This is a genomic window from Rhodanobacter sp. C05, from assembly GCF_002001165.1.
GTDB lineage: Bacteria > Pseudomonadota > Gammaproteobacteria > Xanthomonadales > Rhodanobacteraceae > Rhodanobacter.
This window is the reverse complement of the sequence record NZ_MUNQ01000012.1, coordinates 1-23,049: the sequence shown is the minus strand read 5'-3', so window position 1 is coordinate 23,049 and position 23,049 is coordinate 1. Positions and strand designations below refer to the sequence as shown.

The following is a 23,049-nucleotide window of genomic DNA, read 5'->3' as shown; positions in this document are numbered from 1 at the left end:
ACTCAATTCCTGTCAGGAGGGCGCTCGTGCCTGAGATAAGCAACCAGACACTGATCATAGCCATCCAGGCCATCGCGGCCGAGATCCGCGCGTTGCGTGAAGCCGTGATCAGCGGCGAGGCGGAACCAGAGGAACACCAGCTGCTTGAGGACCGCATGGAGGCCGCAGAAGATCTGGAGCGAGCCTACGAACACGCTGCCAGAACCGTGCTCAACTTGCCGCCCTACGATGAACTGGTCGGTAACTGAGCCTGCTTGCGAGAAGGGATGAGGCCCAGGTTCATTGTTCTCGCAGAGACGAGTGGGCGTGGTCTTGGCAATGGCGCTCGACGACTTCGGCGTGGCTTGTCCGCCATGAAGACGTGGACATGGGCTATGGATGACGAAGGGAATTGAATCGAATCAATTGCCCGTGACCCTGTTGGGGCTGCGAGGCCCGTTCTTGAATACTGGGCGCTCAGAACGGGTGCTGCCGATAAAATTGCTCGAGCTGCCGATAGACGTCCGGCAAGTGCTGGCGCAAGGTTGCCGGCGCCTCGAAGAATTGCTCACTGGCCACCGCAAAGAACTCGGCCGGGTTTTCAAGAGCATACGGGTCGATCGGCAACTCGGCCCCGTTGCGTTGCTCTTCCTGCAGGTGATCCCACGCACTCGAGAAGACATTCGACCACACGCGGCGATCCATGCGCCGATGCAAGGGCGGAAAGCCGTTGGCGTCCCCGTTGAGCATGTCGAGCTTGTGTGCCATTTCGTGGATGACCACGTTGTGCCCCGGCTTCTTCCCGCCATTCAGCACCTCAGCCCACGACAGGATCACCGGCCCACGCCCCCATGCCTCACCGGCCATCACGGTGCTGGTCTGGTGAACCACACCCGCTGAGTCGATTTTTGGACGACGTGGAACGAACGCGTCCGGGTACACGATGATGCTGTGCCAACCGTCGTACCAGTCAAGGCCCAGTTTCAGGATGGGCAGGCAGGCATGTGCCGCGAGCAAGACACGGTCGGCGTCGTCAAGCTGCAGCCCCTGAGTCGGCTCCAGCGACTTGCTGTCCAGGAACAGTGTTGCCAGCACGCGCAGTGCGGCCTGGTCGGAAGCGCCCAGCCGACGTGCTGCGGGACAGCGCTGAAGTGCGTCTCGCCAGAGCGGCTCGGCGATCGGGTGCCGGGCGACGGTGCGCCGCACGCGCCAGTTTCTGATTTTGTCGAACATGGCCACATGCTGGAGGGAGTCGCAAGGTCAGGAACATCAGGGCCGAAGTGCACTTTCTCAAGAAGGAGAGTGCAAGCCAGCATGGCGCTGGTCAGAAAGCGAACCTGCTTCGTTTTTCCGCGAGCCCATCAGATATCCGGTCACGAGGTAGGCGGCTTCGTCGATGAGCGCTTCCATCGTTTCGTCCGAAAATGTCTTGGAATAGTGCAGCACTGCGTTGTGCGTCAACGCCTCGATCGAGGTCACGCATACAAATGATGCGAGCTCCAGATCATCGACACGGAGTTCGTCGCGGTGGCTCTCGAGATACGTCCTGAACAGGGTGTAGTTTTCGCGATTGAAGGTTTCCAGCTTCTCGAGCTCGCCCACGCGCGGAATCTGCTCCGCGAGCACACGATGCAGTCTGGGATCGACACGGTGCGATTTGACCGCGACCGCGACGAGCTTGCGTATCGCCTTCTCCACCGGCTGGGCCAAAACCTCCGCCAACTCGCCCCGGACTGTATGCATGATCTTGTGCTGGTGGCGCTTGATGACGGCGGCAACGAGCGCCTCCTTGCTGGGAAAATATTGGTAGAGCGAGCCGACGCTCACCCCCGCCACCTCCGCGATGCGGTTGGTGCTGGCCTTGTCGAAGCCTTCCTTGACGAGAATGCGAGCGGTTGCTTCAAACAGCGCATCGACGGTCGCGCGCGATCGCTCCTGAGAGGCGGTTTTCCTGGGTTTTGTGAGCAGTTTGCGCGCCATTTTCACATGCCGCCAATGCGAGTTTAAAAAGCGAATGATCGCTCATATTCTGTTCGCCTTGGATAGACAAGGCAATGCCTTGCACAACGCGCAAATCCCTCAGGAGGCCACGACATGCATGACACATTGCAGTATCTGTTCCGATACAAAGCCTGGGCGAACGACGAGCTGCTGACCACGCTGGCCAGGTTTGGGGCCGTGCGGCGACTTACCATTACCCGACTAGCCATCAAGGCCCTCAGCCACACTTATGTAGTCGACCGCATCTTCGCCGCGCACATGAGGCGAGAGGCTCACGCGTACACCTCGGCCAATTTGAGCGAAATGCCGACGCTGAAAGATTTGTCTGCAGACATCAGAAAAAGCGATCAGGAGTATGTCGATTATGTATCGACGCTCGATCGTGTCCAGTTGGCGGAACGGATCGATTTCGCGTTTGCCGATGGCGCACCGGGTCGCATGTCCCGTGAGGAAATGCTCATGCACGTCATCAACCACGGCACCGGTCATCGCGGACAGGTCAGCGCCGTCATGCTGCTCAATGCCGTTGCACCGGCGAAGGATGGTTTCACGACCTATCTGCATGAGGCGGAGGCGTCGGCCCGAGGGCGGACTGTCGCGCGGGGTTGATCGGGTCCCGGTTTCATGGGCAACCGCAATCGATGGCTGTGTGCGAATTCGAGCTTCCCACGGGTATCGAGTTCGGAAGTGAATGCGATCAGACCCCTTTACAGACGCAGTTTGGGAGGTAACTTGGTCAGAGTGAGACGTTTGTTTTTCCATCATCGCCGGTTCGGAACAGCCGTCACTACGCAGGAACGATCACATGTTCATGACTACCCGACGTCGCATCGCCTTGGTGCTTTGCGGTTTGCTGATCGCCAGCACGTGCAGCGCGGCGAATGCCGCCAAAAAGGCCGCGGCTCCCGCGCCTTATACCGAGGGCGATCAGTATGTGACGCTGCCGGCGCCGTACCAGCGTCACAGCTCCACCGGCAAGGTCGAAGTGGTGGAAGTGTTTTCGTACGGCTGCATCCATTGCGCGGAATTCTCGCCCTTGGCCAATCAACTCGCCGAGTCGCTGCCACCGGGTGCGGTATTCAAACTGGTTCCCGCTGTCTTCAACGAGGGTTGGGTCACCTTTGCGCGCGCGTTCTACGCCGCCAAGATCATGGGTGTCGCCGAGCGTACGCATCTGGCTTTCTTCCAGGCGAAGTTCCAGGAGCACTATCCGATCAGCACTATGGATGAGATCGCCGATTTTTATGCGCGCAACGGTGTCGATCGGAACCAGTTTCTGCGTATCGCCAACTCGCCGCAGGTGACCAATCAGATCAAGAGCGATTTCGAACTGATCAAGAAGTGGGGCGTAGACAGCACGCCCACGATTGTGGTCGATGGCAAGTACCGCAGTAACAACGTGACGAGCTTCCAGCAGCTTGCCGATCTGGCCAAGTGGCTGGCGCAGCGCGAGCTGGATGAGAAATCAAGCGGCAGACACTGATCGACGGTCGCCGGGCGGTCACGCCATACGCGGATATTCAAAACGGGGTTCGGTTCACTTACGCCCAATAAAAAACGGGCCAGATCACTCTGGTCCGCTTTGATGCGCTTTGACGGGATTGCCTATGCCGAAGTGAGGCGATCGTCGGTCGCCACGTCTTCCGGTCCCAGCACGCGGTCACGTCCGTCGAGCCTGGCGCGATATAGCGCCCTGTCCTCATCGCGCAGCAGTCGGTAGGCGCATCGTCGACGCTGGCCAGCGGGGCGCTGGCGACAGCCGAGAAGGGGCTCTGACCTGCTTTAACCGAACTGCAAAGCCCGCACGCAGGTGCCGATGGCTGGCATTCAATCACTTGTGTGAGCCGATGATGTCCAGGCGCATGCACTGACCGGTCAAGAAGGTTGTCAACTTCAGAACTATTCAAAGTTTCTCAGAGCAATTTCAGGACTTCCCGAATCGGATGCGGGTAAAAAGTCACTCGCAAAAAGCTCCGTGCACATCCGTGCGTGTATTGACGGAACGCCGAGCCAAAGCGGGTCAGGGCCCATGTCGGGCTTTGTCTTGTCTCTCATCTATTCAGGAGCATGTATGAATCGTTTTCGGCCTATCGTTCTCGCGGCGGTGCTGATGTTTTTGACCGGTGCGGCCTATGGCAATCCGGTCACCTATACCGTTGGTACGAAGCTCTCGCGCATCTCGTTCACCATGGAACACCAGGGTTTCATCCAGGTGCTCGGCACGTTGAAACTGGCGCCGGGAAGTTTCACGTTTGACCAGCAGGACTGGTCGAAGTCCGCGGTGATGCTGAGCATGCCTACCAAAACCCTGGACATGGGCGATGCGACCTGGAATCAGCAAATCCGTGGCGACGATAACTGGACAAACCTTTTCAAATACCCGTCGATCACCTTTCGCAGTACGCGGCTCGAAAAGACGGACGATGCGCACGGCACCTTGTACGGCGACCTGACGCTGGCCGGCGTCACCAGACAGGTGGAATTTCCACTGCAGCTCAACAAGCTCGGGGCCAACGCGGTCAACTCGAAACCATCGGTAGGCTTTAGTGCAACGACCACGATCAAGCGTTCCGAGTTTGGCTTGAACGCTTACGAAGACCTGGTCGGCGACGATATCCATGTCCAGATACAGGTCGAAGCGTTCATGGGCGCGGACGATGATGCGCATTAGACGCGCTTGGCCCATGTGCGGCATCAATGGATGGATGTTTCGAGCGCCTTGGTGACCTCGCTGGCAATGTCATCCTGGATCATCAACTTATCGCTCCACGAACGGTCGTAGGTTTCCGACCAGACGACAAACCCGTCGTCGGCACGTACCAGGCGTGCCGCGACGCGTAGCGTCGTCCCCGACTTGCGCACGCTGCCATCGAGAACGTAAGCCACATTGAGGGCTCTGGCTATATTGGCAATCGTGAACTGCTTGTCTTTGTAGAAAAACGAAGAGGTCGGAGCCGGAACATGTAATCCGGGAACTTTGCTCAGTTTGTCGATCAATTCCTCGGTCATGCCATCGGCGAACGGCTCCTCTTTCATGTCGTCGGTCAGGTCCAGGAATGGCAGTACCGCAACCGACTTCGCATCCGGCTGTGCTTTAACCGCGACCGTTACAGCCCGGGGTCTTGCATCGTTGTGGACGGTTAGCCATATGGCGGCGCCTACCATCGCCAGTAAAGCAAAGGCAGCCCATGCCATCCACAATTTGAGACCTTGTCCACGTGTCGAGCTGTGGCCCACGAGAGGTGTTGAGTGGGTCGCAGCCGGCGTGGGATCAGTGACTGTCGCCGTGCTTTCTGCATACGGCTCCACCCGCGCGACCATCCTGTAACCAAGCCGCGGTACCGTCGCGATGTAGGTGGGCTGCTTGGGATCGTCTCCCAGCGAACGACGCAGAGACGCCACCGCCTGATACACCGAGTCCGGCGTGACGATGATGCCAGCCCAGACCTCATCGAGCAGCTCATCAATGCTCACCACGGCACCGGCACGTCTGGCCAAACACTGAAGTAGCCGCATCGCACGTGTGTCCAGCCTGACCACGTCGCCATCGCGACTGATCTGGCCGCACGCTGGATCGATCAACCATGTGCCAACGCGAAAGGGGGTGTTTCGAGGCTGGTCCATGCGGCTCGGCGGTCGATGGTGGCTGAACTTGGGGGGTTTTCAGAGTTTTTCAGCAGAACTTCAGAACGGCTTCAGGACTTCCGCAGCCCATCGCTGGCATCGTCGAAGCAACAGCATCCTCTCGTCGGAGATTACATCATGCGTGAAAGCGGCGGCGCCCATGTTTCAGGCAATCAGCAACCCGTCAGCGTTCGGGAAAGCGCTGCCGCAACGATGCCTATGGACACCTTGCGTAACAACGATGCCATGGCCGGCTACCTTCGAAAGTTCTTGGATCGCTTCTTTTATTTGGGCATGTCTTTGCTTGTCGCTGCCGTGGCGATCTTTGGCTTTAGCCATACGATCGGGGCGAACCTGCTTCATCCCGACAGGCCACGGCCCTTGATCTTGCACATCCATGCGATCGTCTTTTCAGGTTGGGTCGTGCTTTTCATCACGCAATCCGCCCTGGTGCGGGCATCGAAGGTCACCCTGCATCGGCGCCTGGGCATCTTTGGCGCCATCCTCGGTGGAATACTTCCGTTTCTCGGCATAACGACTGCCCTGGTCATGCAGCATTGGCATGGCCATCTCGATGGTTCGAACAATGCGGCGTTGAGCCTTCCCTTCAACGACATGCTTGCATTCTCGATCGCCTTCGGCTTGGCCATCTACTGGCGCCGGCGACCGGAGTTTCATCGGCGCCTGATGCTGATCGCCACCTGCTGCCTGACCGGGGCGGCGTTCGCTCGATTCCCCGAAAGCATGGTTCCTGGCAATGCCTTTTACGCCTGCGTCGACCTGTTGATTCTGCTGGGCGTGTTACGCGACCTGCTGGTCGCTCGACGTGTCCACGTGGTCTACCGCTATGGACTGCCATGCATGATCGCCGGCCAGGTGGTTGCGCAATACCTGATGCTCGCCGCGCCGTCGCCGTGGCTGATGATTACCCACCGGATCATGCAATGGACCGCATGATTCGCCTGAGATATGCGCACAGCCATCGATCCGGACGATGCTTGCAGGCGCTCCGTGAGCTTGGATGCCTCCACCCGGTGTTTGGGAGAAAACGGATGACACGACTGACGGAGTTGCTGCCGATGAAACAAGCTGGAGAAACCTTTTATCGCCGGGCGCTACATGCGCTGAGGCGATTTGCGCGGGTGCTACTGGCGTTCGGCCTGTCGATGGGCGTCGCCAGCGCCGATGCCGCCCGCCCGGGGACAGAGTGGACAAGCACCTGGATCGCCGCTCCGCAACCGCCCTTGCCGAGCTCAGTCGATCATTACCGCGCCCAAAGCCTGCGCCTGATCGTGCATGTCAGCGCAGGCGGGTCGCAGGTTCGCATTCGCCTGTCGAACCTCTATGGCAACGCGCCGCTGGCGATCGGTGCGGCACGCATCGCCCGTCGTACCAGCGGTGCGGATATCGATCCGGCCCACGACCGCGCGCTGACTTTTGGCGGACGCACATCCATCGTGGTGCCGGCGCATGCAACGGTGCTGAGTGATCCCGCACGCCTGGAGGTGCCCGCATTGACCGACCTGTCCGTGAGCCTGTATTTGCCGAAGGGCGTCGCCGCCACGACCGTCCACATCCTCGCTCAGCAGACCAGTTACGTATCGCAGCCAGGTGACGCCACGGCGGCCACGCACTTTCCGCTCGCCCGACGCATCGATATGTGGCCGTTTCTCACCGGCGTGGACGTGGCGGCCACGCCGCCCACGTTTGCGGTGATCGCTTTTGGCGACTCCACCGTGGACGGCGATGGTTCCACCGCGGATGCCAACCGACGCTGGCCGGATGCCGTGGCCGCGCGATTGCAGCAAGCCGGTCGGAATGTGGCTGTGCTCAACGCAGGTCTTATCGGCAACCGCCTGTTGCATGGCAGCCCGGGTGGCAGCACGTTCGGTGCGGCGCTTGGGGAGGCAGGACTCGCGCGCTTCTCCCGCGATGCGCTCGATCAGGCCGGTGCGAAAGTCGTCATTGTGCGTATCGGCGGCAACGACCTCGGCTTCTTGCACGGGTTGGCGCCACCCGGCGAATCCATCGATGCCCATGACCTGATCGCCGGCTATCGGCGGCTTGCCACGCTGGCCCATCAACACGGCCTGGGCATTATCGGCACCACGATTCCTCCGTCCGAAAACGCCGCCATGCCGGGCTATTCAACGCCCGCGAAGGATGTCATTCGCCAGCAGGTCAATGCGTGGATACGCCATGGCGGCGAATTCGATGCCGTGCTCGACTTCGATCAGGTTCTGCACGACCCGTCCCACCCCGCACGGCTGCTCCCGACGTACGACAGCGGCGACCACTTGCATCCCAACGACGCAGGCTATCGCGCGGTGGCTTCGGCACTCCCACTGGAGACGATCGACAAATTGGCCGTTGGCTTGGTTAGAGCCAAGTCGCATATGTAATCCGCAATCCATGCGTATGTAGCCAAAGAGTGCGATGCGGACATCAATGCCGTGTGCGCTTGCCGCCCGCGCTGGCAGAGTTCATCTCGACGCTCAAGGTGAAGGTGCGTTGTTCGTCCGGTTGCATGGCGCCGACGCCGACCAGCTTGCGCGCGATCTCCTCGCCGCGTTCGTCGCGGATGGTCAGCACCATCGAGTATTCCCACGCACCGCTGTCGACAGGGTTGCGAAAGCTGCCTTCGACGCGCAGTGGCACGGACGCTGGTGCTGCGATCGCGCTGGCTGGCTCACTGAAGCGCAGCTTGTGGCGGCAGGCGGGGCACACCGCCGCACTTTCCAGGATGGTCTCCCGGCAGTGCGGGCAGGTGCGCGTCGCCCCGGCCGTGCCCGGTTGTGCGGTGGTCACGGAGCTGTGCCGTTCTGCCCGTGGGTCTTGTGCGTGCTGTGGCCGTCCTTCGCATCGTCCCAGCCGAACTCGGCCTGGCCGCGCATGCGCGAACCTGCTGCCACGCTCAGCGATCCTGCCTTCAGGTCGCCGGTCAGCGCACCGCTTTGCTGCAAGTCCACGTGCACCGCGGATTCGATGTTGCCGATCAGTTCGCCCGCGATGGTGACCTTCTCGGCGCGTACGCTGCCGGTCACCCGGGCACCGGCCTCGATGGTGAGGTCGCCGCGCACGTTGACGTCGCCCTTGAAGCTGCCGGCGATGCGCACGTGGCCCGCACCTTCGATCTTGCCCTCGATGGTGATATCGGGCGCGATCAGCGATTCGGCCTTGGGTTTGCCCGGGGTGGATGCAGGCGTGGGCGCGGGACGGAATGCGGGCTGCACCGGCGCTTCTGCTTCGGGCTTGGTCTCCGGGAAGCCGTGGCGCGCCAGGTCCATGGTTTCGGGCGTTGCGTTGGGAGAGGTCTTGACGGGTTCTTTCCACAGGGCCATGGGGGACTCCGGTTCAGCAGACGGAGGGTCAGCCTACCCCTCAAACGGCACGCAAAAACGGGGTCAGGATCACTTAGTTATGCAAAAGCAGGGTTTGGTTCAGGTTCACTTCCTAATTGGCTGTTTGTTATGGACTTGAGCACCCTGACGCCAAGTGGGACGATCGCCCATATGACCAGTAGACCCACTGCTGCATAGCGCCTTGGTGACTTCGCACGGCGACGCCGCGTTCGCGACCGCATCGATCGGGAATACGCGCAACCGCTCAGCAAAAGGGGACGTTGGTAGTCGAGTCAGGGTGTCCGGCTGCGGTATGTGCCCAGCCAGGACGGGCGCGACGTGTCAGGTATGCCCAGCACGTCGTGCCCGTGGCTAATTCAGTGGATAGCCGAACCCTGGAACTGAGGATCTTCCATCAGAGCCTTGCGCAGTTTGCCGAAAGCCTCTGCTGCCGCTTCTTTGGCAGGTGGCACATCGATAAGCGAGCGACTCTTCTCGACATGGCCGTGGCCGGTGAAATCACGATTCCACACCGTTTGCCCGCTGGCATTCAAAGCGGTGACCTTGATCGTGAGATCAAAATCACTCGCTGGCCAGAAGATCGCGCTGTTGCCCGATGAATTGGTCGTCAGGATCGGCTCGAACACGAAGGTCAGGTGATGATCGGAGATGTAGGCGGCACGACCAGCTTCCGGGACGCTGTAGACCTTGCGGAATACGCTGCCAAGCGTATTGAGAATTGCTGGCTCCATATCGCGGTATGGAAAATACCGCATCTTGTCGCCGCCGCCTGCCGGAGTGGTCACTTCAAGTTTGCGGTTGGCGTCGCTGATGAAATAACCCACCGACGTATCAACGGTCTGATCTGAAGGGTAGTTCACGTCGGCGCGTACTGACACGGGATGTGCGCAGCCAGCCAAGACCAATATGGCGCCGATGATGCTCATGCGTGCCAGTAGCCGAGCGGGGAAAGCAGCATTGAGTTTGATCATTTGTGCAGGGCCTTCTGGAAGTCTGGATCAGCGAGCAGTTCATGTACCAGCTTCTGCACGGCTTCCATATAGCCTTGGGCTGCTGCCGGAATAGCTGTCATGCCGGCGAAGGATGATTTCCACTCATAGTGAGTTGTCTTCTGGCTGTGATAGATGCGCTGGCCATCCCGATCCACCCAGAAATCCGCTGCCAGGTCGGCGGTGCCGATCGAGAAGCCGGAGCCGTCGAAAGCGTTGTGTGTCATGGTGCCGCCGATAACGTCATGAGACGCCGGATCCAGCAAGCCCGCTTGGGACAGCTCTGTCTGTATTGCGTCGTGCAGATACGCGTTGAAGGAAGCCGACGGTGTGGAAAAATTTCCGCCACGCAACGTCACCTTGTTGATGGCCTCCGAACTGGCGCCAATGGTGCCGACGTTCGCATGGACAAGATCACCATTGCGAAGTGCCAGCTGATTTTCCGCAGAAGGCGTGTATTTCGGTGCGACTGCACCACACGCGCCAAGCAATAGGCAGAGAACTGCCATCCCTATGCGTTGCATCAAGTTTTCCCCTGTTTATTTTCGAAAAGCCGATAAGCCGCGAGCTGCGCACGCGACGCCCCAAGATATTTGGCGTGGTGAGGAATGGCAAGCATTCGGAAGCAAACGGGCATGGGTAGTTCAAGTCGGGCTGCTCGGCTGCGATTTGACTACCTGCAGCCCTTTTTTTCTTAGGGAAAAACGGTCTGGGTGTCAGGGGCAATTTCCGACAAATCTGATCCCACTCGCTCAACGGACTTGAGCGCTCCGGTACCTCGTGGGACGATCGTGCCAATGAACAGCCGACCCGCCGCTGCACAGCACCTGCGCGACCTCGCCCGGCTGCGCCGCGTGCGCGACCGGATCGACCGGGAATACGCGCAGCCGTTGGATGTCGAGGCGCTCGCTCGCGGCGTGCACATGTCGGCCGGGCATCTCAGTCGCCAGTTCAAGCTCGCCTTCGGCGAGTCGCCTTATTCCTATTTGATGACCCGGCGCATCGAGCGCGCGATGGCGCTGCTGCGTCGTGGCGACCTCAGCGTCACCGAGGTCTGCTTCGCGGTCGGCTGCGCATCGCTGGGTACCTTCAGCACGCGCTTCACCGAGCTGGCCGGGGTACCGCCCAGCGTCTATCGGCGCGACGCGGCGGCCGCGACGGCGGGGATGCCGTCCTGCGTGGCGAGACAGGTGACGCGACCGGTCAGGAATCGAGAAGCATCGGCTCCCGAGTCGGACCTAGCATGACGACTCCACCCACAACGAGTACGACTACCATGGACATCAATATTCACGCGAGCTTTCTTCCGCAAACCGACCCGGATGCCTCGCTGGCGTTCTATCGCGACACCCTCGGCTTCGAAGTGCGCAACGATGTCGGCTACAACGGGATGCGCTGGATCACGGTCGGGCCGCCCGACCAGCCCGGCACGTCCATCGTCCTGTTCCCACCGGCCGCCAACCATGGCGTTACCGACGACGAGAAACGCACCATCGCCGAGATGATGGCCAAGGGCACTTACGCCATCATGCTGCTGGCCACCAAAGATCTCGACGCCGCCTTCGAGCGGATCCAGGCCAGCGGCGCCGAGATCGTCGAGGAGCCGACCCAGCAACCCTACGGTGTTCGCGATTGCGCCGTGCGCGACCCCGCGGGCAATCTGCTGCGTGTGCAGGAGCGGCGTTGAGTCGTTGGGCGATCGCGGTTCAATTCGCGATAGCGCATCGAATACCCGTTTTTTTGCTCGTCATTCCTGCGAAAGCAGGAACCCAGAGTCTTGGTCTTCCGCAACTTTAGAGTCGCCGGATCCCAGCTTTCGCTGGGATGACGGCTTCTTAATTGACGACGGGCGAGCGACGGCAATCGTGAAGAAAGGGACGGCCACAATGAAGAACGAAAAGAGCGGCTCGAAAGAAGCAGGCGCAGATGATGCTCCCTCCAAGCTGATCGATGCGAGGATCAAGGAGCTGGGCGATTGGCGTGGCGAGATGCTCGCCCGCGTTCGCGCGCTCATCAAGCAGGCCGTCCCCGACGTGGTCGAGGAGTGGAAGTGGCGCGGAGTGCCGGTGTGGTACCACGACGGAATCATCTGCACCGGCGAGACATACAAGAACTCCGTGAAGATGACCTTCGCCAAGGGCGCCTCGCTGGAGGACCCTTCCGGCCTCTTCAACTCGAGCCTCGAAGGCAATACCCGGCGCGCCATCGATTTCCATGAAGGCGACAAGATCGATCAGAAGGCGTTTAAAGCGCTCATCTGCGCCGCAGGGGCACTGAACGCGTCCAAGGCAAACTAATCGCTGTCGTAGCCAATGCACGAATGATTCACGAGAGGCGGCGAAGCAGCTCCATGCCGGGCGCGCAAGCCGACTCGAGGCGCGCCCGCTCATCGGCAGGCAGGTTCACCCACTTCGGCGGGTTCTTCCGCACGCGCCCGGCCGCCTGCGCAAGCCACGAAGGATCGTCCAGGCTGGGGTCCATGAAGCGAACGATGCGCTGGAGCTCGGCGTGGGGCGCATCGAGCATCGACTCGTAGCGCACGTGCAGTACCCGCTCGGCAGGCACGTTCTCCAGCAGCTTCAGGCCCACGGTGATCATCTCGGACCAGGCCATGCCGATCGGCTCGATCGGGAGCTCGAAGCGCTGGAACACGTCGACATCGAAGCTCTCGGGTACGAGTCCACGCCACGCTGGCGGCAGGTCCTCGGGTATCTGGTACGTCGGCGTGAGATAGGGGGCCGCGCCGAACCTCTGCTTGAACAGGGTGCCGATCATGCCCATCCGCATCGGAGCAAACCGGCGCGCCGAGACCGAGAACTCGCGACCGTCGCGAAAGACGTGGATGAACCTGGCGGTCGGAAAGAAGTGCGACAAGGGATGGACGAGGCCGAGCGACGCGCCCGATCGTTCGCACCAGAACCGGCGACCGAAGCGCGTGCACAGCCACTGGAAGACCCGGAGGTACTGCCGGTGGATGCGGTCTTCCGGTAATGACTGCACGAAGACGCGCAGCTCTTCGTGCAACCCGTCGGGGTCTTCGGTGAGCGGTGGAAGCGTCATCGCCAACAGCGGTGGAATGCCTGTCTCGCGGAAACGCAGAGCGGAGGCCAACGGGTAGCGAAACTCGTCGATGGCGAGGCCGCGCTCCATGAGACGAAGCCAGGCGGTATGGCGGGGGCGCGGCTCGCTCAACACGGACCAGAAGTCCGGGCCGTCGATGGGATCCTTGCGGAAGCCGAACGGGTGGAGCGCGTTGAACAGCTCGGAAAGGCTCAGGACATCCGGATGCAGCGAGAGCAGCTCGGACAGCATCGTCGAGCCGGAGCGGCCCGTGCTGACGATGAAGAGAGGGGCTTGGGGCGATTCGGTCATGACAGGATGCCAGCCTAGCTGTCGGGCGCCTATTTCTTTCCTTGACTGGCGTGCGACTCGATATCGATGTCTTCGTCACTTCCCATCTTGCCGCCCGCGAATCCCACCGTGACGCTGTGCGGCGCTGAACTCTTGGAGACGTTGGCGTAGATGGGAGTCATGATCATGCCGGCCTGACAGTCGAGGGTGATGTCGTTGTCGATGTGACCGGTGGCGATGTTGACGAGCCTCAGGTGAAGCATTGATGCGGGACAATCCGGGGCAGATTCGTAGATACCGAGCAGCAGTTGCGTCTTGGTGTGATACCACATGGGAATCTCGACCACGCCTGTGACGGGATGCTCGGTGTCGCCAGTGTCGTTCAGGCTGCCGACCTGATGCAGGGTGATCGGGAGTGCTTTCTTGCCGTCGTTCCATTCGCCGGTGGCGCCGTCGTCGGCGATCTTCAGCGAGATAGGGCAGGGCACCGGATGCGCCGCTGAGCGGGTTGGCACGATGGGCGATTCGGCGCTCGAAAGTGGTGCTGCCGCTTCGCATAACGTCATGTGGCCGTCTGGCTGGCGCTTGCCTTGCAGCGGAATCGGAGTGCGGTGCGCGTCGTAGTAATAGCCGCCATCGACGTGCCACTGGCTCGGCTCACCGTGATTGATGGAGTCGAAGGTTTGCAGCGAAACATGCACCGGCAGATTGCCGATCGTGCCCACGTAATTTTTGACTTCGTACCATCCTGCGGTCGCTGTTGAGGTAACGAGAAGCAGGCCGAGAGGTACGAAGCGAAAAAGGGTCCTTGTCATAGTCTTGTTCCTGTTGACGTGTGAGTTGTGTCACCGGTGGTGCTCAGCGCGATGGCAGACACAAGTAGAGCAGTTTTCGTCGCAATGAAAGGGGGCTGCGATTTAATTCTCTCGGACCTCTTTGCTAACTGCTCGTGAGTACAGGCCTTGACCAGGCGCGGATGCGTCGCCGGTGAATGACTTTCCAAGGCTTAACCATGGTGGTATAGCTGTATAGCCGGAGGGTGCGGGGGACGCATCGGGAATCCGCGGCTAGCTTCCATTCGCCAACACTCTCGTCGCATGTCTGTGGCGAAGTCCGCCTAGCCAAGCTTAAGCAGGCAGTTTACCGATTCGCCAATAGCGATTTACATTTTCGGCCTGATGTCTGGGACGAGGTGTCGGGCCGACCATTTCGCGCAGAGGGAATGAATTCATGAACGCACAAACATGGTTGATCATTTTGGTGCTTGGCGGATTTCTTGGCATGGTTGGTCAGTGCGCCCGTGCCGTCGTTGGCCTCAAGAAGGCAAGTGACGCAGCCGCGAGCAATGGTCAATCCCTGTCGGACCAGTTCAGCGGAGCAAAACTTGGCATCAGCTTGCTGATCGGTTTCATCGCTGGCGTCTTTGCCATGGTCGGCTTGGTCGTTGCTGGCAAATTAGCGACCGTGGCCGCAATCGATGGCCAGACGGTGATGACTCTTTTGGCCGCAGGATATGCCGGAGCAGACTTCATCGAAGGTTTTATGCAGACCGCGCTTCCGAAAGCGCCGAAACCGTGAAATAGCGGTAAGAGGCATTTCCCGCACTGGTCAAATGTCTTGGCACTCTTTTGCTGCCCGCTCCCGAGCATGCGCTCTGACCAGACAAGGCTGCGTCTCCGGCATGGTCAGGAAGACAGGTATCACGGCCAAGGCGACGGCGGCGATCATGGCACCGGGCAGGGCGGTCCATCCGGTCAGTTGGACGAATAGCTCGGCGAGGAAGGGGGTCAGGCCGCCGAAGATGGCAGTTGCCATCGTCACACCCAGGGCCAATCCGCTGAGTCGGCCTTCGCCGGGAAACTGCTCGGCGGTCGCCGGTGCGCCTACCGCACTCACACCACCGGCGAGGCAGGCCAGCACGATCGCACCGGCGGCGATGGGCAGTTCGCCGCCGCCGGCCATCAGGCCGAACATCGACAATGGCAGCAGCATGCCGGCGACACCCAGCCAGATCAGCACTGGCTTGCGTCCGACCCGATCGGAGAGCGTGCCGACCAGCGGCGTGACCAGGATCACCGCCACCGCGGCAACGGTCGACAGCCAGAGCGAACGGCCTTCGGGGAGGATGCCCGACGAGCTCAGGAAAGCCGGCACATACGTGATGCCGACGTAATAGGTGATCGACCCCAGCGCCGAGATGGCGAAGGTACGCAGTAGCGCGGGCCGGTGATGGATGAGCGTGTAGCGGAGTGGGGACTCGGGCACGGTGTGTTGCTTCAGCTGGCGCAGGAAATCCGGCGATTCTTCCATGGTGGACCGTGCAAACCAGACGCAGCCGGCCAACGCTGCGCCCACCAAGAACGGAATGCGCCAGCCCCAGTCGTCGAGACGGGCAGGGTTCATCGCGCCGACCGTCAGTGCCGCGATCGCCACGGCCAACAACGCGCCGACTTCGCTGGCGGCGGAGGCCAGCGAAGTGATCAAGCCGCGCCGGTCCTCGCGCGCGCCTTCCAGCAGGTAGGCGACCACGCCCGTATATTCGCCACCGACCGAGAACGCCATGAAGCAGCGCAGCAATAACAGCAGCGCGCCCGCTGCCGGCCCGATCGCGGCATAGTCGGGCAGCAAGGCCGTGGCGAGCATCGCCAGCGTCATCAGCATCATCGACAGCACCAGCGTGCGCTGCCGTCCGATGCGGTCGCCGATATGGCCGAACACCATCGCGCCCAGCGGCCGCATGCCGTAGGAAATGGCGAACCCGGCGAGCGTGGCCAGCAGCGAGCCGTCACCGCCGCCGAAAAACACCCGCGACAGCACCGTGGCGAAATACAGGTAGAGCGTGAAGTCGTACCACTCCACCACCGTCGACAACGCGGCGACTACCATCGAGGCACGCGAGACTTCGGGGGCGCTGTGCATTTCGGTCGAGGTCATGTGGTTGCCGGAAGCGAGTAGGTGTCGGGGACGATGACGGACATCAAGCGGGCTCCTGGAATGAAGTCAGCATACGGCTTGCACTGATCGTCATGCGCGTGACTCGAAGAGTGTCATGGCTCCCGGCGCGGCTGGTTGGCCGGCCACCGGGTCATTTCAATTATTCCTGACACGAATGGCACTCAACTTGATTAAGCGCGAAACCTCACTTTTCGTCATTCCCGCGAAAGCGGGGATGACAACGCTTGAGCGCTCAAGTAAGTGCCATTCATTCCTGACACCATTCTTGCCGACCTGGCCAGTGTGGATGTGCACAGGTTGTACGACGGTGCGACGAGGACCGCCGGCGTAGTAAGGTCGGAGCTTTACCGGTGGAGGTTCCCGATGATCCGTAGCCTGCGGTTGCTCCCGTTCGTGTTGCTTGGCGCTGTCTTCGCCAGTCAAGCCCAGATGTCGACCGAGCCACACGAACAGCCGCAACTGTATGCGCTGGCGGCGGCACCGAGCGAGGCCGAGCTGCACGCGACGATTGCCCACCTGGTCGGTTTTGGCACGCGCCACACCTTGTCCGATACCCGGTCGGACAAGCGTGGCATTGGTGCCGCGCGGCGCTGGGTGAAGGCCCGCTTCGAGCAGATCGCACGTGACTGCGGTGGCTGCATCGAGGTGGTCACGCCGGCACAGACGTTTACCGGCAAGCGCGTACCGCAGCCCGCCGAGGTGATGGATGTGGTCGCGATCAAGCGCGGCAGCACCGATCCGAATCGGGTGATCGTGATGACCGGGCACCTGGATTCACGCGTCACCGACATCATGAATGCCACCAGCGATGCACCCGGCGCGAACGACGATGCTTCCGGCGTGGCCGCGCTGATCGAGGCGGCACGTCTGCTGTCGAAGCAGGACAATCAGGCCACCCTGGTGTTTGCCGCGTTGTCCGGCGAAGAGCAGGGTTTGTATGGCGGCAAGGTACTGGCCGACTACGCGGTCGCGCAGGGTTGGAACGTCGAGGCCGATCTCAACAACGACATCGTCGGCAATAGCCGGGGCCAGAACGGCGTACGCGACAACACGACCGTGCGCGTGTTCTCCGAAGGCACCAAGAGCAACGAGATGCCCGCGCAGGCCAATTACCGTCGCTACCATGGTGGCGAGGTGGATTCGCCCTCGCGCAATCTCGCGCGCATGATGTCGCAGCTGGCGGAGCAGTACCTGCCGGACTTCCACGTGCGCATGGTCTATCGCACCGATCGCTACAGCCGCGGCGGGGATCAGGTGCCGTTCCTCGAAACGGGCTTCCCGGCGGTACGCGTCAGCGAGGGCCACGAGGATTACACGCGCCAGCATCAGGATCTGCGCGTCGGCACTACCGACCAGGATCGCGGCATCCACTACGGCGACACGATCGACGGCATCGACTTCCGCTACCTGGCGCGCGTTACGGCGCTAAACACAATCGCGATGGCAGCCTTGAGCCGGGCGCCTGCGCCGCCCACGGGTGTCGATATCGCCGGTTCCCTGGCTACCGACACCACGGTGACATGGCACAAGGTGCCTGCGGCAGCCGGCTACCGCGTGCACTGGCGCGACACGACCGCGCCGCAATGGCAGTTCTTGCGGGCTGTCGGCGATGTCGACCACGCCGTCATCAAGGACGTGGTGATCGACGACTGGTATTTCGGTGTGTCGTCCGTCTCTGCCGATGGTTACGAAAGTCCGGTGGTGTTTCCCGGCTACGTGGGCAGTTTCGAACGCTCGCCGCCTGCCGTAACGCACTGAAGTGAAACAGCAGTAGAAAGGTGCCACGGACAATTCCTGATACGCGGCTCAGGGGTGAAGGGGCGGAGGAAGTTGAATCCAGCGCGGGGCGGTTATCACGCGGAGCCATCCGGAAATTTCGGCCAGCCCGGCGCTAGCCGTTGTCACGGCTCGGCGATGACCGCCCTGCGGAGATAGTGGCGTGCGGCGTCGCGGTCGTGCGCTGCTTCGTCGCACAGCCATTCACGAAACCTGGCGATCTTGCGGCTGTGCTGTCGGGCGACGGGGAAGGTGAACCAGAACGCGCGGCCATCGCTGGCGACGGCATCATGCGCCGGTACCAGTCGGCCAGCCTCGATCTCGGCGCGGAACAGGATCGGCGAGCCGATCGCAATGCCATGGCCGGCCACCGCTGCAGCGATGTCCAGATATTCGGCGGACAGATGCGTGCCGAAGCGGCCGTGCAGGACCACGTCGTTGAAACCCCGCGTGCGGTACCACAACGTCCACCAATCGGACCGGCCCAGTAGCGGGACGTCCAGCGGGCATCGCGGGTCGGCGATGCCTGCGGCGGCTTCTTTCAGCGCCGGCGCACACAGCGGCATGAAGATGCTGGGAAACAATTCGGTCGTGCGCAGGCCGGGCCAGCGGCCGTGGCCGTTGCGGATGGCCGCGTCGAAATGGCCGCTGCTGAGGTCCTGGGCGTCTGGCGACAGGTCGAGGTCGAGCGCGATCTCCGGATGTTTTGCGCGGAAGCGGCCGAGCTTCGGTGTCAGCCAGCTGGTGCCGAGGGTCGGCAAGGTAGTCAACGCCAGTCGCGATTCGTCCACGTCGGCGGCCTGGATGAAGCTGGCGCGTAAAGCAGCGAAGGCGTTGATGGCCTCGTGTGCGACCAGCTGACCAGGCTCGGTCAGTTCCACCCGTTGCGGGTAACGCACAAACAGTCGTACGCCGATCTGCTCCTCAAGGCGTCGCACGTGGTAGCTGACGGATGCCGCCGTGGTGTCGAGTTCCTGCGCCGCCCGCGCGAAACTGCCGAGGCGGGCCGCGGCCTCGAACGCGCGGATGGCCAACAGGGACGGGAAGCGGTGCGAGGCGACCATAAGTCTGCCTTATGCTGAGGGTCCGCTTTCGCGTGGTCAACCGTGTGGTGCATTCGCGATCATCAGGCTCCCGCTCCTGGCCTCCCGCAAGGATCCATCCATGCCTCCCAATCGCGCCATCCCGTTTTCGCGCCGTGCGTTTCTCAGGACCCTGGCAATGGCCGGCGGAGCCGTGGCGCTTGGCCTGCCGGAGTGGGCCAGCGCGTGGCCAGATTCACGCGCGTCGGCAAGTGGCGCCGCCGCCGATCACGCGCGCGACTGGGCCTGGCTGGTCGGCAACTGGGACGTGTGGCACCGCCAGTTGAAGGAGCGTCTGGTCGGCGACACGCATTGGCAGACGTTTAAAGGCCGCAGCGCGCTGTGGCTGACCATGGGCGGCCTGGGGACGATCGACGACAACGTGATCGAGCTGCCCAACGATCCCTACCGTGGACTCACCTTGCGCGCATTCGACCCCGGTACCGGCAAGTGGTCGATCTGGTGGCTCGACGGGCGCAACCCAACCCGCATCGATCCACCGGTACTGGGTGGTTTCCACGGCGATACCGGTCTGTTCTTCGGCCACGACACCTTCAAGGGTCGTCCGATCACGATGCGTTTCCGCTGGAGCGACATCCACAGCTCGCGGCCATGGTGGGAGCAGGCGTTCTCCGCCGACGACGGTGCCAGCTGGGAGGTCAACTGGCGCAACTACTTCACGCGCACGTCAGCGATGCCGACGCCACTGCCCAGGTTGGCGGATGCACCGCACGACTTCGATTTTCTGGTGGGGTCATGGAACGTGCGGCACCGCCGCCTCCGCCATCGCCTGGTCGGCAACCACGACTGGGACAGCTTCGGCGGTACGCTGGTCAACTGGCCGGTGCTTGGCGGGTACGGCAACGTGGGCGACAACGTCATGGCCTTGCCCTCCGGCACGATACGCGGTATCGGCTTGCGCGCCTTCGATCACGCGAGCGGGCAGTGGCGGAGCTGGTGGCTCGACGGCAGGACGCCTTCGGTCATCGAGCCACCGGTGCGCGGCCGCCGCATGGGCGACATCGGCACCTTCATCGGCGACGACCAGCTGGATGGCCGTCCGATCAAGACGCGCGTGGTCTGGTCGCACATCACCCCGCACTCGGCGCGCTGGGAGCAGTCCTGCTCGGCGGACGGTGGTGCGACCTGGGAGCTGAACTGGGTCAGCGACTTCACACGAACGGCCTGAGCCCAAAATGGCCTCAGGGACGAATGGCGCTTACTTAAGCTCGTCATCCCTGCGAAAGCGGGGATCCAACGCCTCTGACAGCCTGAAGTCACTGGATTCCTGCTTTCGCAGGAATGACGAAAATTGGAGCTTTATGCTTAAGTTAAGTGCCATTCGTCTCAAGGACAATTTTTGGTTGTCCCGTTGAAATTGACCCCGACATTCTTCTTCGAGGCGATCGTGCCGAAGCTGACTTTCGCAACGTCGTGGCAGAGCGTCGGCAGTATCCAGGGAGCAAAGGGATCGGCCGATGCGCCCGAGTCGATCTCCTGACAAGATCGGTCCTGTCCAAATTGCCAAGTCTCGCGCGTCATGGGAATGGCGGCGCACACTGCCCGCTATCACTCATTTTTGGAGAATCCCGATGCAATACCTGTTGATGCTGTATTCGAACGAGAACGGCTGGTCGCAGATGACACCGGCCGAACAGGAACAGGGCGTAGCGGCCTATGGGGCATATACGCAGGCGCTGAAGGCGGCGGGTGTACTGGTCGGATCGAACCGCCTGCAAAGCAGCACGACCGCAACCACCGTGCATGTGGCGGACGGCAAATCGCAGGTGCTCGATGGCCCCTACATCGACTCCAAGGAACAGTTGGCCGGCTACTACCTGATCGATGTGCCTGACCTGGATGCGGCGCTGGCCTGGACGGCACGCTGCCCCGGTGCGAGCCATGGCACGATCGAAGTGCGGCCGGTGTGGAGCATGTAGGGTTGGATGGCGCGGCGCAGGCGCGCAGTACCGCGGACGCCGTCGCGCGTCGCAGCTACGGCAAGCTGGTCGCCTTTCTGGCCGCCGCCATGCGTGATGTGGCGGCGGCCGAGGATGCGTTGTCGGAAGCGTTTGCCGCGGCGCTGGCGGACTGGCCGCTCAGCGGTTGTCCTGCAAATCCGGAAGCGTGGTTGCTGACCGTGGCCCGGCGCAAAGGGATCGATGGCATCCGGCGTCGCCGCAGCGGTGAAGCAGCGGCCGTGCAGCTGCAGATACTGGCCGAGCTCGACGAGGCTGCATCGACGGTGATGGATGACGCGGCCATTCCGGATCAGCGTCTGGCGCTGCTGTTCGCCTGCACGCATCCGGCGATCGATGCCGGCATCCGCGCACCGTTGATGTTGCAGGTTGTGCTCGGGCTGGATGCGAAGACCATCGCCTCGGCGTTTCTCGCGTCACCGGATGCGATGGGCAAACGCCTCGGGCGGGCGAAGCAGAAGATCCGCCAGGCCGGCATCCGATTTGCCATCCCTGCGCGCGACGAGCTGGCCGGACGGCTGGCCGGCGTGCTGGATGCGATATACGCCGCCTTTGCGGAAGGCTGGAGTGATCCCGGCGGCACCGATGTGATCCGGCGCGATCTCACCGCAGAGGCGTTGTTCCTCGCCGGCCTGGTGGCCGGACTGTTGCCGCAGGAACCGGAAGCGCTGGGTCTGCTGGCCGGCATGCTGCACGCAGAGGCACGGCGTCGCGCGCGCCGCAATGTAGACGGCGATTACGTGCCGCTGGCCGAACAGGACGTCGCGCTATGGGATGGGGCGATGATCGACGAGGCCGAAGCGCTGCTGTTGCGTGCGAGCACGCTGGGCCGCATCGGCCGTTATCAGCTTGAAGCGGCGCTGCAGTCCGCGCATGTCGAGCGCCGCCGCAGCGGGCGCACGGACTGGACGCCCGAGGTGCAGATCTACGATGCGTTGCTCGCTCTATCCGGTTCGCCGGTGGTCGCCCTCAACCGCGCGCTGGCGATCGCGGAGCTGCAAGGGCCGCACGCTGCACTCGAGATCGTGGATGTACTCGGTGCCGATGGCCGGCTCGTCGATTACCAACCCTACTGGGCAGCACGCGCGGCACTCCTGGCCAGAACCCAGGCCTACCCCGAGGCTCGTGCTGCCTTCGACATCGCGACCGGCCTCGCCAGTGATCCGGCCGTCCGTCGCTTTCTGCAGGGACGTCAGGCTGAATTACCACGTTGAGTCGGTCCCTGTACCCTGGATTGGAAAAGGGCGCTGACCCGCTTTGATCATGATCAGTAGTAGGGTACGCAGCACTTGCCCTGTGATGAGAGAAATCGTGATGAACAAGCTGATGGTTTGTGTTGTGGCTGTGCTCGCGATGCCGATTGGGGCCGCCTATGCCATCGATCACCCGCCAACCAAGGAAGGACTCTGGCTGGTCCGGACCCAGACCGTTGGTAATCCGGGCGGCAAGAAGTCCGAGGACACGATGAAGGTCTGCCGCGACCATGCTTCCGAGAAAGCGGGAGAGGCAGTGATGAGAAATATGAAGGGTTGCACCATCAGCAACGAAAGCCTCAGCGGCAATGTGTATTCCCTCGCCATGCATTGTGCCATCGCAGGTATGGTGATTGACTCGAAGGGAGCGACCACATTCCAGAGTGACACCGCAGTGCACTCCGAATCCCATGTCAGCTACACCCCCGCCATGAATGGCGAAACGGATCAAACGATGATCAGTGACCAGACATACCTGGGCAGCTGCCCGGCAGGGGTGAAGCCGGGCATCGTGCATTAGCCACAAAGGCAACATCAAACGTAAGGGGGGCAAAACAGGGGCTAGGGTGCAATTTCCAAGATCGAAGGTGCAGGGGTGCCCGATTTTGGCGGGGCCGACATGACCTTGCCCCAGCGGCCTGCGAACATAGTCCGGGCGTCACCCGCACCGGGATATGCGATAGTTCGTGCATCGGTCT

General features: G+C 61.9%; 26 protein-coding genes. 15 read left to right on the top strand and 11 right to left on the bottom strand.

Going from position 1 to position 23,049, the window contains the following annotated elements; translation table 11 throughout:
• Positions 1–26: 26 nt before the first annotated feature.
• On the top strand, positions 27–248 hold the full coding sequence (locus B0E51_RS11400; protein ID WP_077445254.1) for a hypothetical protein: 222 nt from the start codon (positions 27–29) through the stop codon (positions 246–248).
• A gap of 208 nt (positions 249–456) precedes the next feature.
• Here the strand turns inward: B0E51_RS11400 and B0E51_RS11395 are convergent, their stop codons facing one another.
• Both B0E51_RS11395 and B0E51_RS11390 read right to left on the bottom strand, forming a co-directional pair.
• On the bottom strand, positions 457–1,212 hold the full coding sequence (locus B0E51_RS11395) for a M90 family metallopeptidase (RefSeq protein WP_077445041.1): 756 nt from the start codon (positions 1,210–1,212) through the stop codon (positions 457–459).
• 57 nt (positions 1,213–1,269) lie between these two features.
• A complete protein-coding gene (locus B0E51_RS11390; protein WP_077445040.1) occupies positions 1,270–1,959 on the bottom strand; it encodes a TetR/AcrR family transcriptional regulator in 690 nt (229 codons plus the stop codon).
• Positions 1,960–2,073: 114 nt separating this feature from the next.
• On the opposite strand from B0E51_RS11390, the gene B0E51_RS11385 reads away from it, so the two are divergent.
• The 3 genes from B0E51_RS11385 (at position 2,074) to B0E51_RS11375 (ending at position 4,651) form a co-directional block, all read left to right on the top strand.
• On the top strand, positions 2,074–2,589 hold the full coding sequence (locus tag B0E51_RS11385) for a DinB family protein (protein WP_077445039.1): 516 nt from the start codon (positions 2,074–2,076) through the stop codon (positions 2,587–2,589).
• Positions 2,590–2,785: 196 nt separating this feature from the next.
• A complete protein-coding gene (locus tag B0E51_RS11380; RefSeq protein WP_077445038.1) occupies positions 2,786–3,463 on the top strand; it encodes a thiol:disulfide interchange protein DsbA/DsbL in 678 nt (225 codons plus the stop codon).
• 546 nt (positions 3,464–4,009) lie between these two features.
• A complete protein-coding gene (locus tag B0E51_RS11375) occupies positions 4,010–4,651 on the top strand; it encodes a YceI family protein (RefSeq protein WP_077445037.1) in 642 nt (213 codons plus the stop codon).
• A 23-nt stretch (positions 4,652–4,674) separates the two neighbouring features.
• On the opposite strand, the gene B0E51_RS11370 is transcribed toward B0E51_RS11375, so the two are convergent.
• Positions 4,675–5,604: a winged helix-turn-helix domain-containing protein gene (locus B0E51_RS11370; RefSeq protein WP_077445036.1), complete on the bottom strand. Its 930-nt coding sequence runs from the start codon at positions 5,602–5,604 to the stop codon at positions 4,675–4,677.
• A 15-nt stretch (positions 5,605–5,619) separates the two neighbouring features.
• On the opposite strand from B0E51_RS11370, the gene B0E51_RS11365 reads away from it, so the two are divergent.
• A complete protein-coding gene (locus B0E51_RS11365; RefSeq protein WP_174570649.1) occupies positions 5,620–6,561 on the top strand; it encodes a hypothetical protein in 942 nt (313 codons plus the stop codon).
• 95 nt (positions 6,562–6,656) lie between these two features.
• The gene (locus B0E51_RS11360) at positions 6,657–8,006 is read left to right on the top strand and encodes an SGNH/GDSL hydrolase family protein (protein WP_168172629.1); all 1,350 of its coding nucleotides are present in this window, start codon (positions 6,657–6,659) and stop codon (positions 8,004–8,006) included.
• Between the two features lie 43 nt (positions 8,007–8,049).
• On the opposite strand, the gene B0E51_RS11355 is transcribed toward B0E51_RS11360, so the two are convergent.
• The 4 genes from B0E51_RS11355 to B0E51_RS11340 all read right to left on the bottom strand — a co-directional run bounded on the left by B0E51_RS11355 (position 8,050) and on the right by B0E51_RS11340 (position 10,479).
• Entirely contained in the window at positions 8,050–8,412 is a 363-nt protein-coding gene (locus tag B0E51_RS11355; protein ID WP_077445034.1) for a hypothetical protein, read from the bottom strand.
• Positions 8,409–8,891, bottom strand: coding sequence for a polymer-forming cytoskeletal protein (locus B0E51_RS11350; RefSeq protein ID WP_254424514.1), 483 nt, complete (start codon positions 8,889–8,891; stop codon positions 8,409–8,411). Before B0E51_RS11350 ends, B0E51_RS11355 begins: the two co-directional genes overlap by 4 nt.
• Before the next feature lie 431 nt (positions 8,892–9,322).
• Positions 9,323–9,937, bottom strand: a complete 615-nt coding sequence (locus tag B0E51_RS11345) for a hypothetical protein (protein WP_077445032.1) — start codon at positions 9,935–9,937, stop codon at positions 9,323–9,325.
• Positions 9,934–10,479, bottom strand: a complete 546-nt coding sequence (locus B0E51_RS11340) for a hypothetical protein (RefSeq protein ID WP_143525890.1) — start codon at positions 10,477–10,479, stop codon at positions 9,934–9,936. The genes B0E51_RS11345 and B0E51_RS11340 overlap by 4 nt, the downstream gene beginning before the upstream one ends.
• A 273-nt stretch (positions 10,480–10,752) precedes the next feature.
• Between B0E51_RS11340 and B0E51_RS11335 the strand changes: the two genes are divergently transcribed.
• From B0E51_RS11335 to B0E51_RS11325, 3 genes are all read left to right on the top strand, one after another.
• A complete protein-coding gene (locus tag B0E51_RS11335; RefSeq protein WP_077445030.1) occupies positions 10,753–11,202 on the top strand; it encodes a helix-turn-helix transcriptional regulator in 450 nt (149 codons plus the stop codon).
• Between the two features lie 29 nt (positions 11,203–11,231).
• Entirely contained in the window at positions 11,232–11,642 is a 411-nt protein-coding gene (locus tag B0E51_RS11330) for a VOC family protein (protein WP_077445029.1), read from the top strand.
• A 199-nt stretch (positions 11,643–11,841) separates the two neighbouring features.
• Positions 11,842–12,252, top strand: coding sequence for a DUF1801 domain-containing protein (locus B0E51_RS11325; RefSeq protein ID WP_217333100.1), 411 nt, complete (start codon positions 11,842–11,844; stop codon positions 12,250–12,252).
• Positions 12,253–12,280: 28 nt separating this feature from the next.
• Here the strand turns inward: B0E51_RS11325 and B0E51_RS11320 are convergent, their stop codons facing one another.
• Together B0E51_RS11320 and B0E51_RS11315 are read right to left on the bottom strand one after the other, a co-directional pair.
• The gene (locus B0E51_RS11320; protein ID WP_077445027.1) at positions 12,281–13,327 is read right to left on the bottom strand and encodes a sulfotransferase; all 1,047 of its coding nucleotides are present in this window, start codon (positions 13,325–13,327) and stop codon (positions 12,281–12,283) included.
• A 29-nt stretch (positions 13,328–13,356) separates the two neighbouring features.
• On the bottom strand, positions 13,357–14,121 hold the full coding sequence (locus B0E51_RS11315) for a hypothetical protein (RefSeq protein WP_077445026.1): 765 nt from the start codon (positions 14,119–14,121) through the stop codon (positions 13,357–13,359).
• Positions 14,122–14,536: 415 nt separating this feature from the next.
• Between B0E51_RS11315 and B0E51_RS11310 the strand changes: the two genes are divergently transcribed.
• Positions 14,537–14,884, top strand: coding sequence for a hypothetical protein (locus tag B0E51_RS11310; RefSeq protein WP_077445025.1), 348 nt, complete (start codon positions 14,537–14,539; stop codon positions 14,882–14,884).
• A 30-nt stretch (positions 14,885–14,914) separates the two neighbouring features.
• On the opposite strand, the gene B0E51_RS11305 is transcribed toward B0E51_RS11310, so the two are convergent.
• On the bottom strand, positions 14,915–16,192 hold the full coding sequence (locus B0E51_RS11305) for an MFS transporter (RefSeq protein WP_168172628.1): 1,278 nt from the start codon (positions 16,190–16,192) through the stop codon (positions 14,915–14,917).
• 432 nt (positions 16,193–16,624) lie between these two features.
• Here B0E51_RS11305 and B0E51_RS11300 point away from each other — a divergent pair, with 432 nt between their 5' ends.
• Positions 16,625–18,019: a M20/M25/M40 family metallo-hydrolase gene (locus tag B0E51_RS11300; protein ID WP_077445023.1), complete on the top strand. Its 1,395-nt coding sequence runs from the start codon at positions 16,625–16,627 to the stop codon at positions 18,017–18,019.
• Between the two features lie 143 nt (positions 18,020–18,162).
• Here B0E51_RS11300 and B0E51_RS11295 read toward each other — a convergent pair whose 3' ends face one another.
• A complete protein-coding gene (locus B0E51_RS11295) occupies positions 18,163–19,101 on the bottom strand; it encodes a LysR substrate-binding domain-containing protein (RefSeq protein ID WP_077445022.1) in 939 nt (312 codons plus the stop codon).
• Positions 19,102–19,201: 100 nt separating this feature from the next.
• Between B0E51_RS11295 and B0E51_RS11290 the strand changes: the two genes are divergently transcribed.
• The 4 genes from B0E51_RS11290 (at position 19,202) to B0E51_RS11275 (ending at position 22,871) form a co-directional block, all read left to right on the top strand.
• A complete protein-coding gene (locus B0E51_RS11290; protein ID WP_077445021.1) occupies positions 19,202–20,308 on the top strand; it encodes a twin-arginine translocation signal domain-containing protein in 1,107 nt (368 codons plus the stop codon).
• Positions 20,309–20,711: 403 nt separating this feature from the next.
• Positions 20,712–21,059 (top strand): YciI family protein, encoded by a 348-nt coding sequence (locus B0E51_RS11285; RefSeq protein WP_077445020.1) that lies wholly within the window; start codon positions 20,712–20,714, stop codon positions 21,057–21,059.
• Positions 21,047–22,312 carry a DUF6596 domain-containing protein gene (locus B0E51_RS11280; protein WP_254424505.1) on the top strand — a complete coding sequence of 422 codons (1,266 nt, stop codon included), beginning with the start codon at positions 21,047–21,049 and terminating at the stop codon, positions 22,310–22,312. Before B0E51_RS11285 ends, B0E51_RS11280 begins: the two co-directional genes overlap by 13 nt.
• A 100-nt stretch (positions 22,313–22,412) precedes the next feature.
• Positions 22,413–22,871 (top strand): DUF3617 family protein, encoded by a 459-nt coding sequence (locus tag B0E51_RS11275; protein WP_168172627.1) that lies wholly within the window; start codon positions 22,413–22,415, stop codon positions 22,869–22,871.
• Positions 22,872–23,049: the final 178 nt, after the last annotated feature.

Excerpts from the sequence above, each read along its gene's own strand:
- B0E51_RS11395 (WP_077445041.1), bottom strand. The coding sequence starts at position 1,212 with ATGTTCGACAAAATCAGAAACTGGCGCGTGCGGCGCACCGTCGCCCGG.
- B0E51_RS11390 (WP_077445040.1), bottom strand. The coding sequence starts at position 1,959 with ATGGCGCGCAAACTGCTCACAAAACCCAGGAAAACCGCCTCTCAGGAG.
- B0E51_RS11385 (WP_077445039.1), top strand. The coding sequence starts at position 2,074 with ATGCATGACACATTGCAGTATCTGTTCCGATACAAAGCCTGGGCGAAC.
- B0E51_RS11380 (WP_077445038.1), top strand. The coding sequence starts at position 2,786 with ATGTTCATGACTACCCGACGTCGCATCGCCTTGGTGCTTTGCGGTTTG.
- B0E51_RS11375 (WP_077445037.1), top strand. The coding sequence starts at position 4,010 with ATGTCGGGCTTTGTCTTGTCTCTCATCTATTCAGGAGCATGTATGAAT.
- B0E51_RS11370 (WP_077445036.1), bottom strand. The coding sequence starts at position 5,604 with ATGGACCAGCCTCGAAACACCCCCTTTCGCGTTGGCACATGGTTGATC.
- B0E51_RS11365 (WP_174570649.1), top strand. The coding sequence starts at position 5,620 with ATGGTGGCTGAACTTGGGGGGTTTTCAGAGTTTTTCAGCAGAACTTCA.
- B0E51_RS11360 (WP_168172629.1), top strand. The coding sequence starts at position 6,657 with ATGACACGACTGACGGAGTTGCTGCCGATGAAACAAGCTGGAGAAACC.
- B0E51_RS11350 (WP_254424514.1), bottom strand. The coding sequence starts at position 8,891 with ATGGACCTGGCGCGCCACGGCTTCCCGGAGACCAAGCCCGAAGCAGAA.
- B0E51_RS11345 (WP_077445032.1), bottom strand. The coding sequence starts at position 9,937 with ATGATCAAACTCAATGCTGCTTTCCCCGCTCGGCTACTGGCACGCATG.
- B0E51_RS11340 (WP_143525890.1), bottom strand. The coding sequence starts at position 10,479 with ATGCAACGCATAGGGATGGCAGTTCTCTGCCTATTGCTTGGCGCGTGT.
- B0E51_RS11335 (WP_077445030.1), top strand. The coding sequence starts at position 10,753 with ATGAACAGCCGACCCGCCGCTGCACAGCACCTGCGCGACCTCGCCCGG.
- B0E51_RS11330 (WP_077445029.1), top strand. The coding sequence starts at position 11,232 with ATGGACATCAATATTCACGCGAGCTTTCTTCCGCAAACCGACCCGGAT.
- B0E51_RS11325 (WP_217333100.1), top strand. The coding sequence starts at position 11,842 with ATGAAGAACGAAAAGAGCGGCTCGAAAGAAGCAGGCGCAGATGATGCT.
- B0E51_RS11320 (WP_077445027.1), bottom strand. The coding sequence starts at position 13,327 with ATGACCGAATCGCCCCAAGCCCCTCTCTTCATCGTCAGCACGGGCCGC.
- B0E51_RS11315 (WP_077445026.1), bottom strand. The coding sequence starts at position 14,121 with ATGACAAGGACCCTTTTTCGCTTCGTACCTCTCGGCCTGCTTCTCGTT.
- B0E51_RS11310 (WP_077445025.1), top strand. The coding sequence starts at position 14,537 with ATGAACGCACAAACATGGTTGATCATTTTGGTGCTTGGCGGATTTCTT.
- B0E51_RS11305 (WP_168172628.1), bottom strand. The coding sequence starts at position 16,192 with ATGGTAGTCGCCGCGTTGTCGACGGTGGTGGAGTGGTACGACTTCACG.
- B0E51_RS11300 (WP_077445023.1), top strand. The coding sequence starts at position 16,625 with ATGATCCGTAGCCTGCGGTTGCTCCCGTTCGTGTTGCTTGGCGCTGTC.
- B0E51_RS11295 (WP_077445022.1), bottom strand. The coding sequence starts at position 19,101 with ATGGTCGCCTCGCACCGCTTCCCGTCCCTGTTGGCCATCCGCGCGTTC.
- B0E51_RS11290 (WP_077445021.1), top strand. The coding sequence starts at position 19,202 with ATGCCTCCCAATCGCGCCATCCCGTTTTCGCGCCGTGCGTTTCTCAGG.
- B0E51_RS11285 (WP_077445020.1), top strand. The coding sequence starts at position 20,712 with ATGCAATACCTGTTGATGCTGTATTCGAACGAGAACGGCTGGTCGCAG.
- B0E51_RS11275 (WP_168172627.1), top strand. The coding sequence starts at position 22,413 with ATGAACAAGCTGATGGTTTGTGTTGTGGCTGTGCTCGCGATGCCGATT.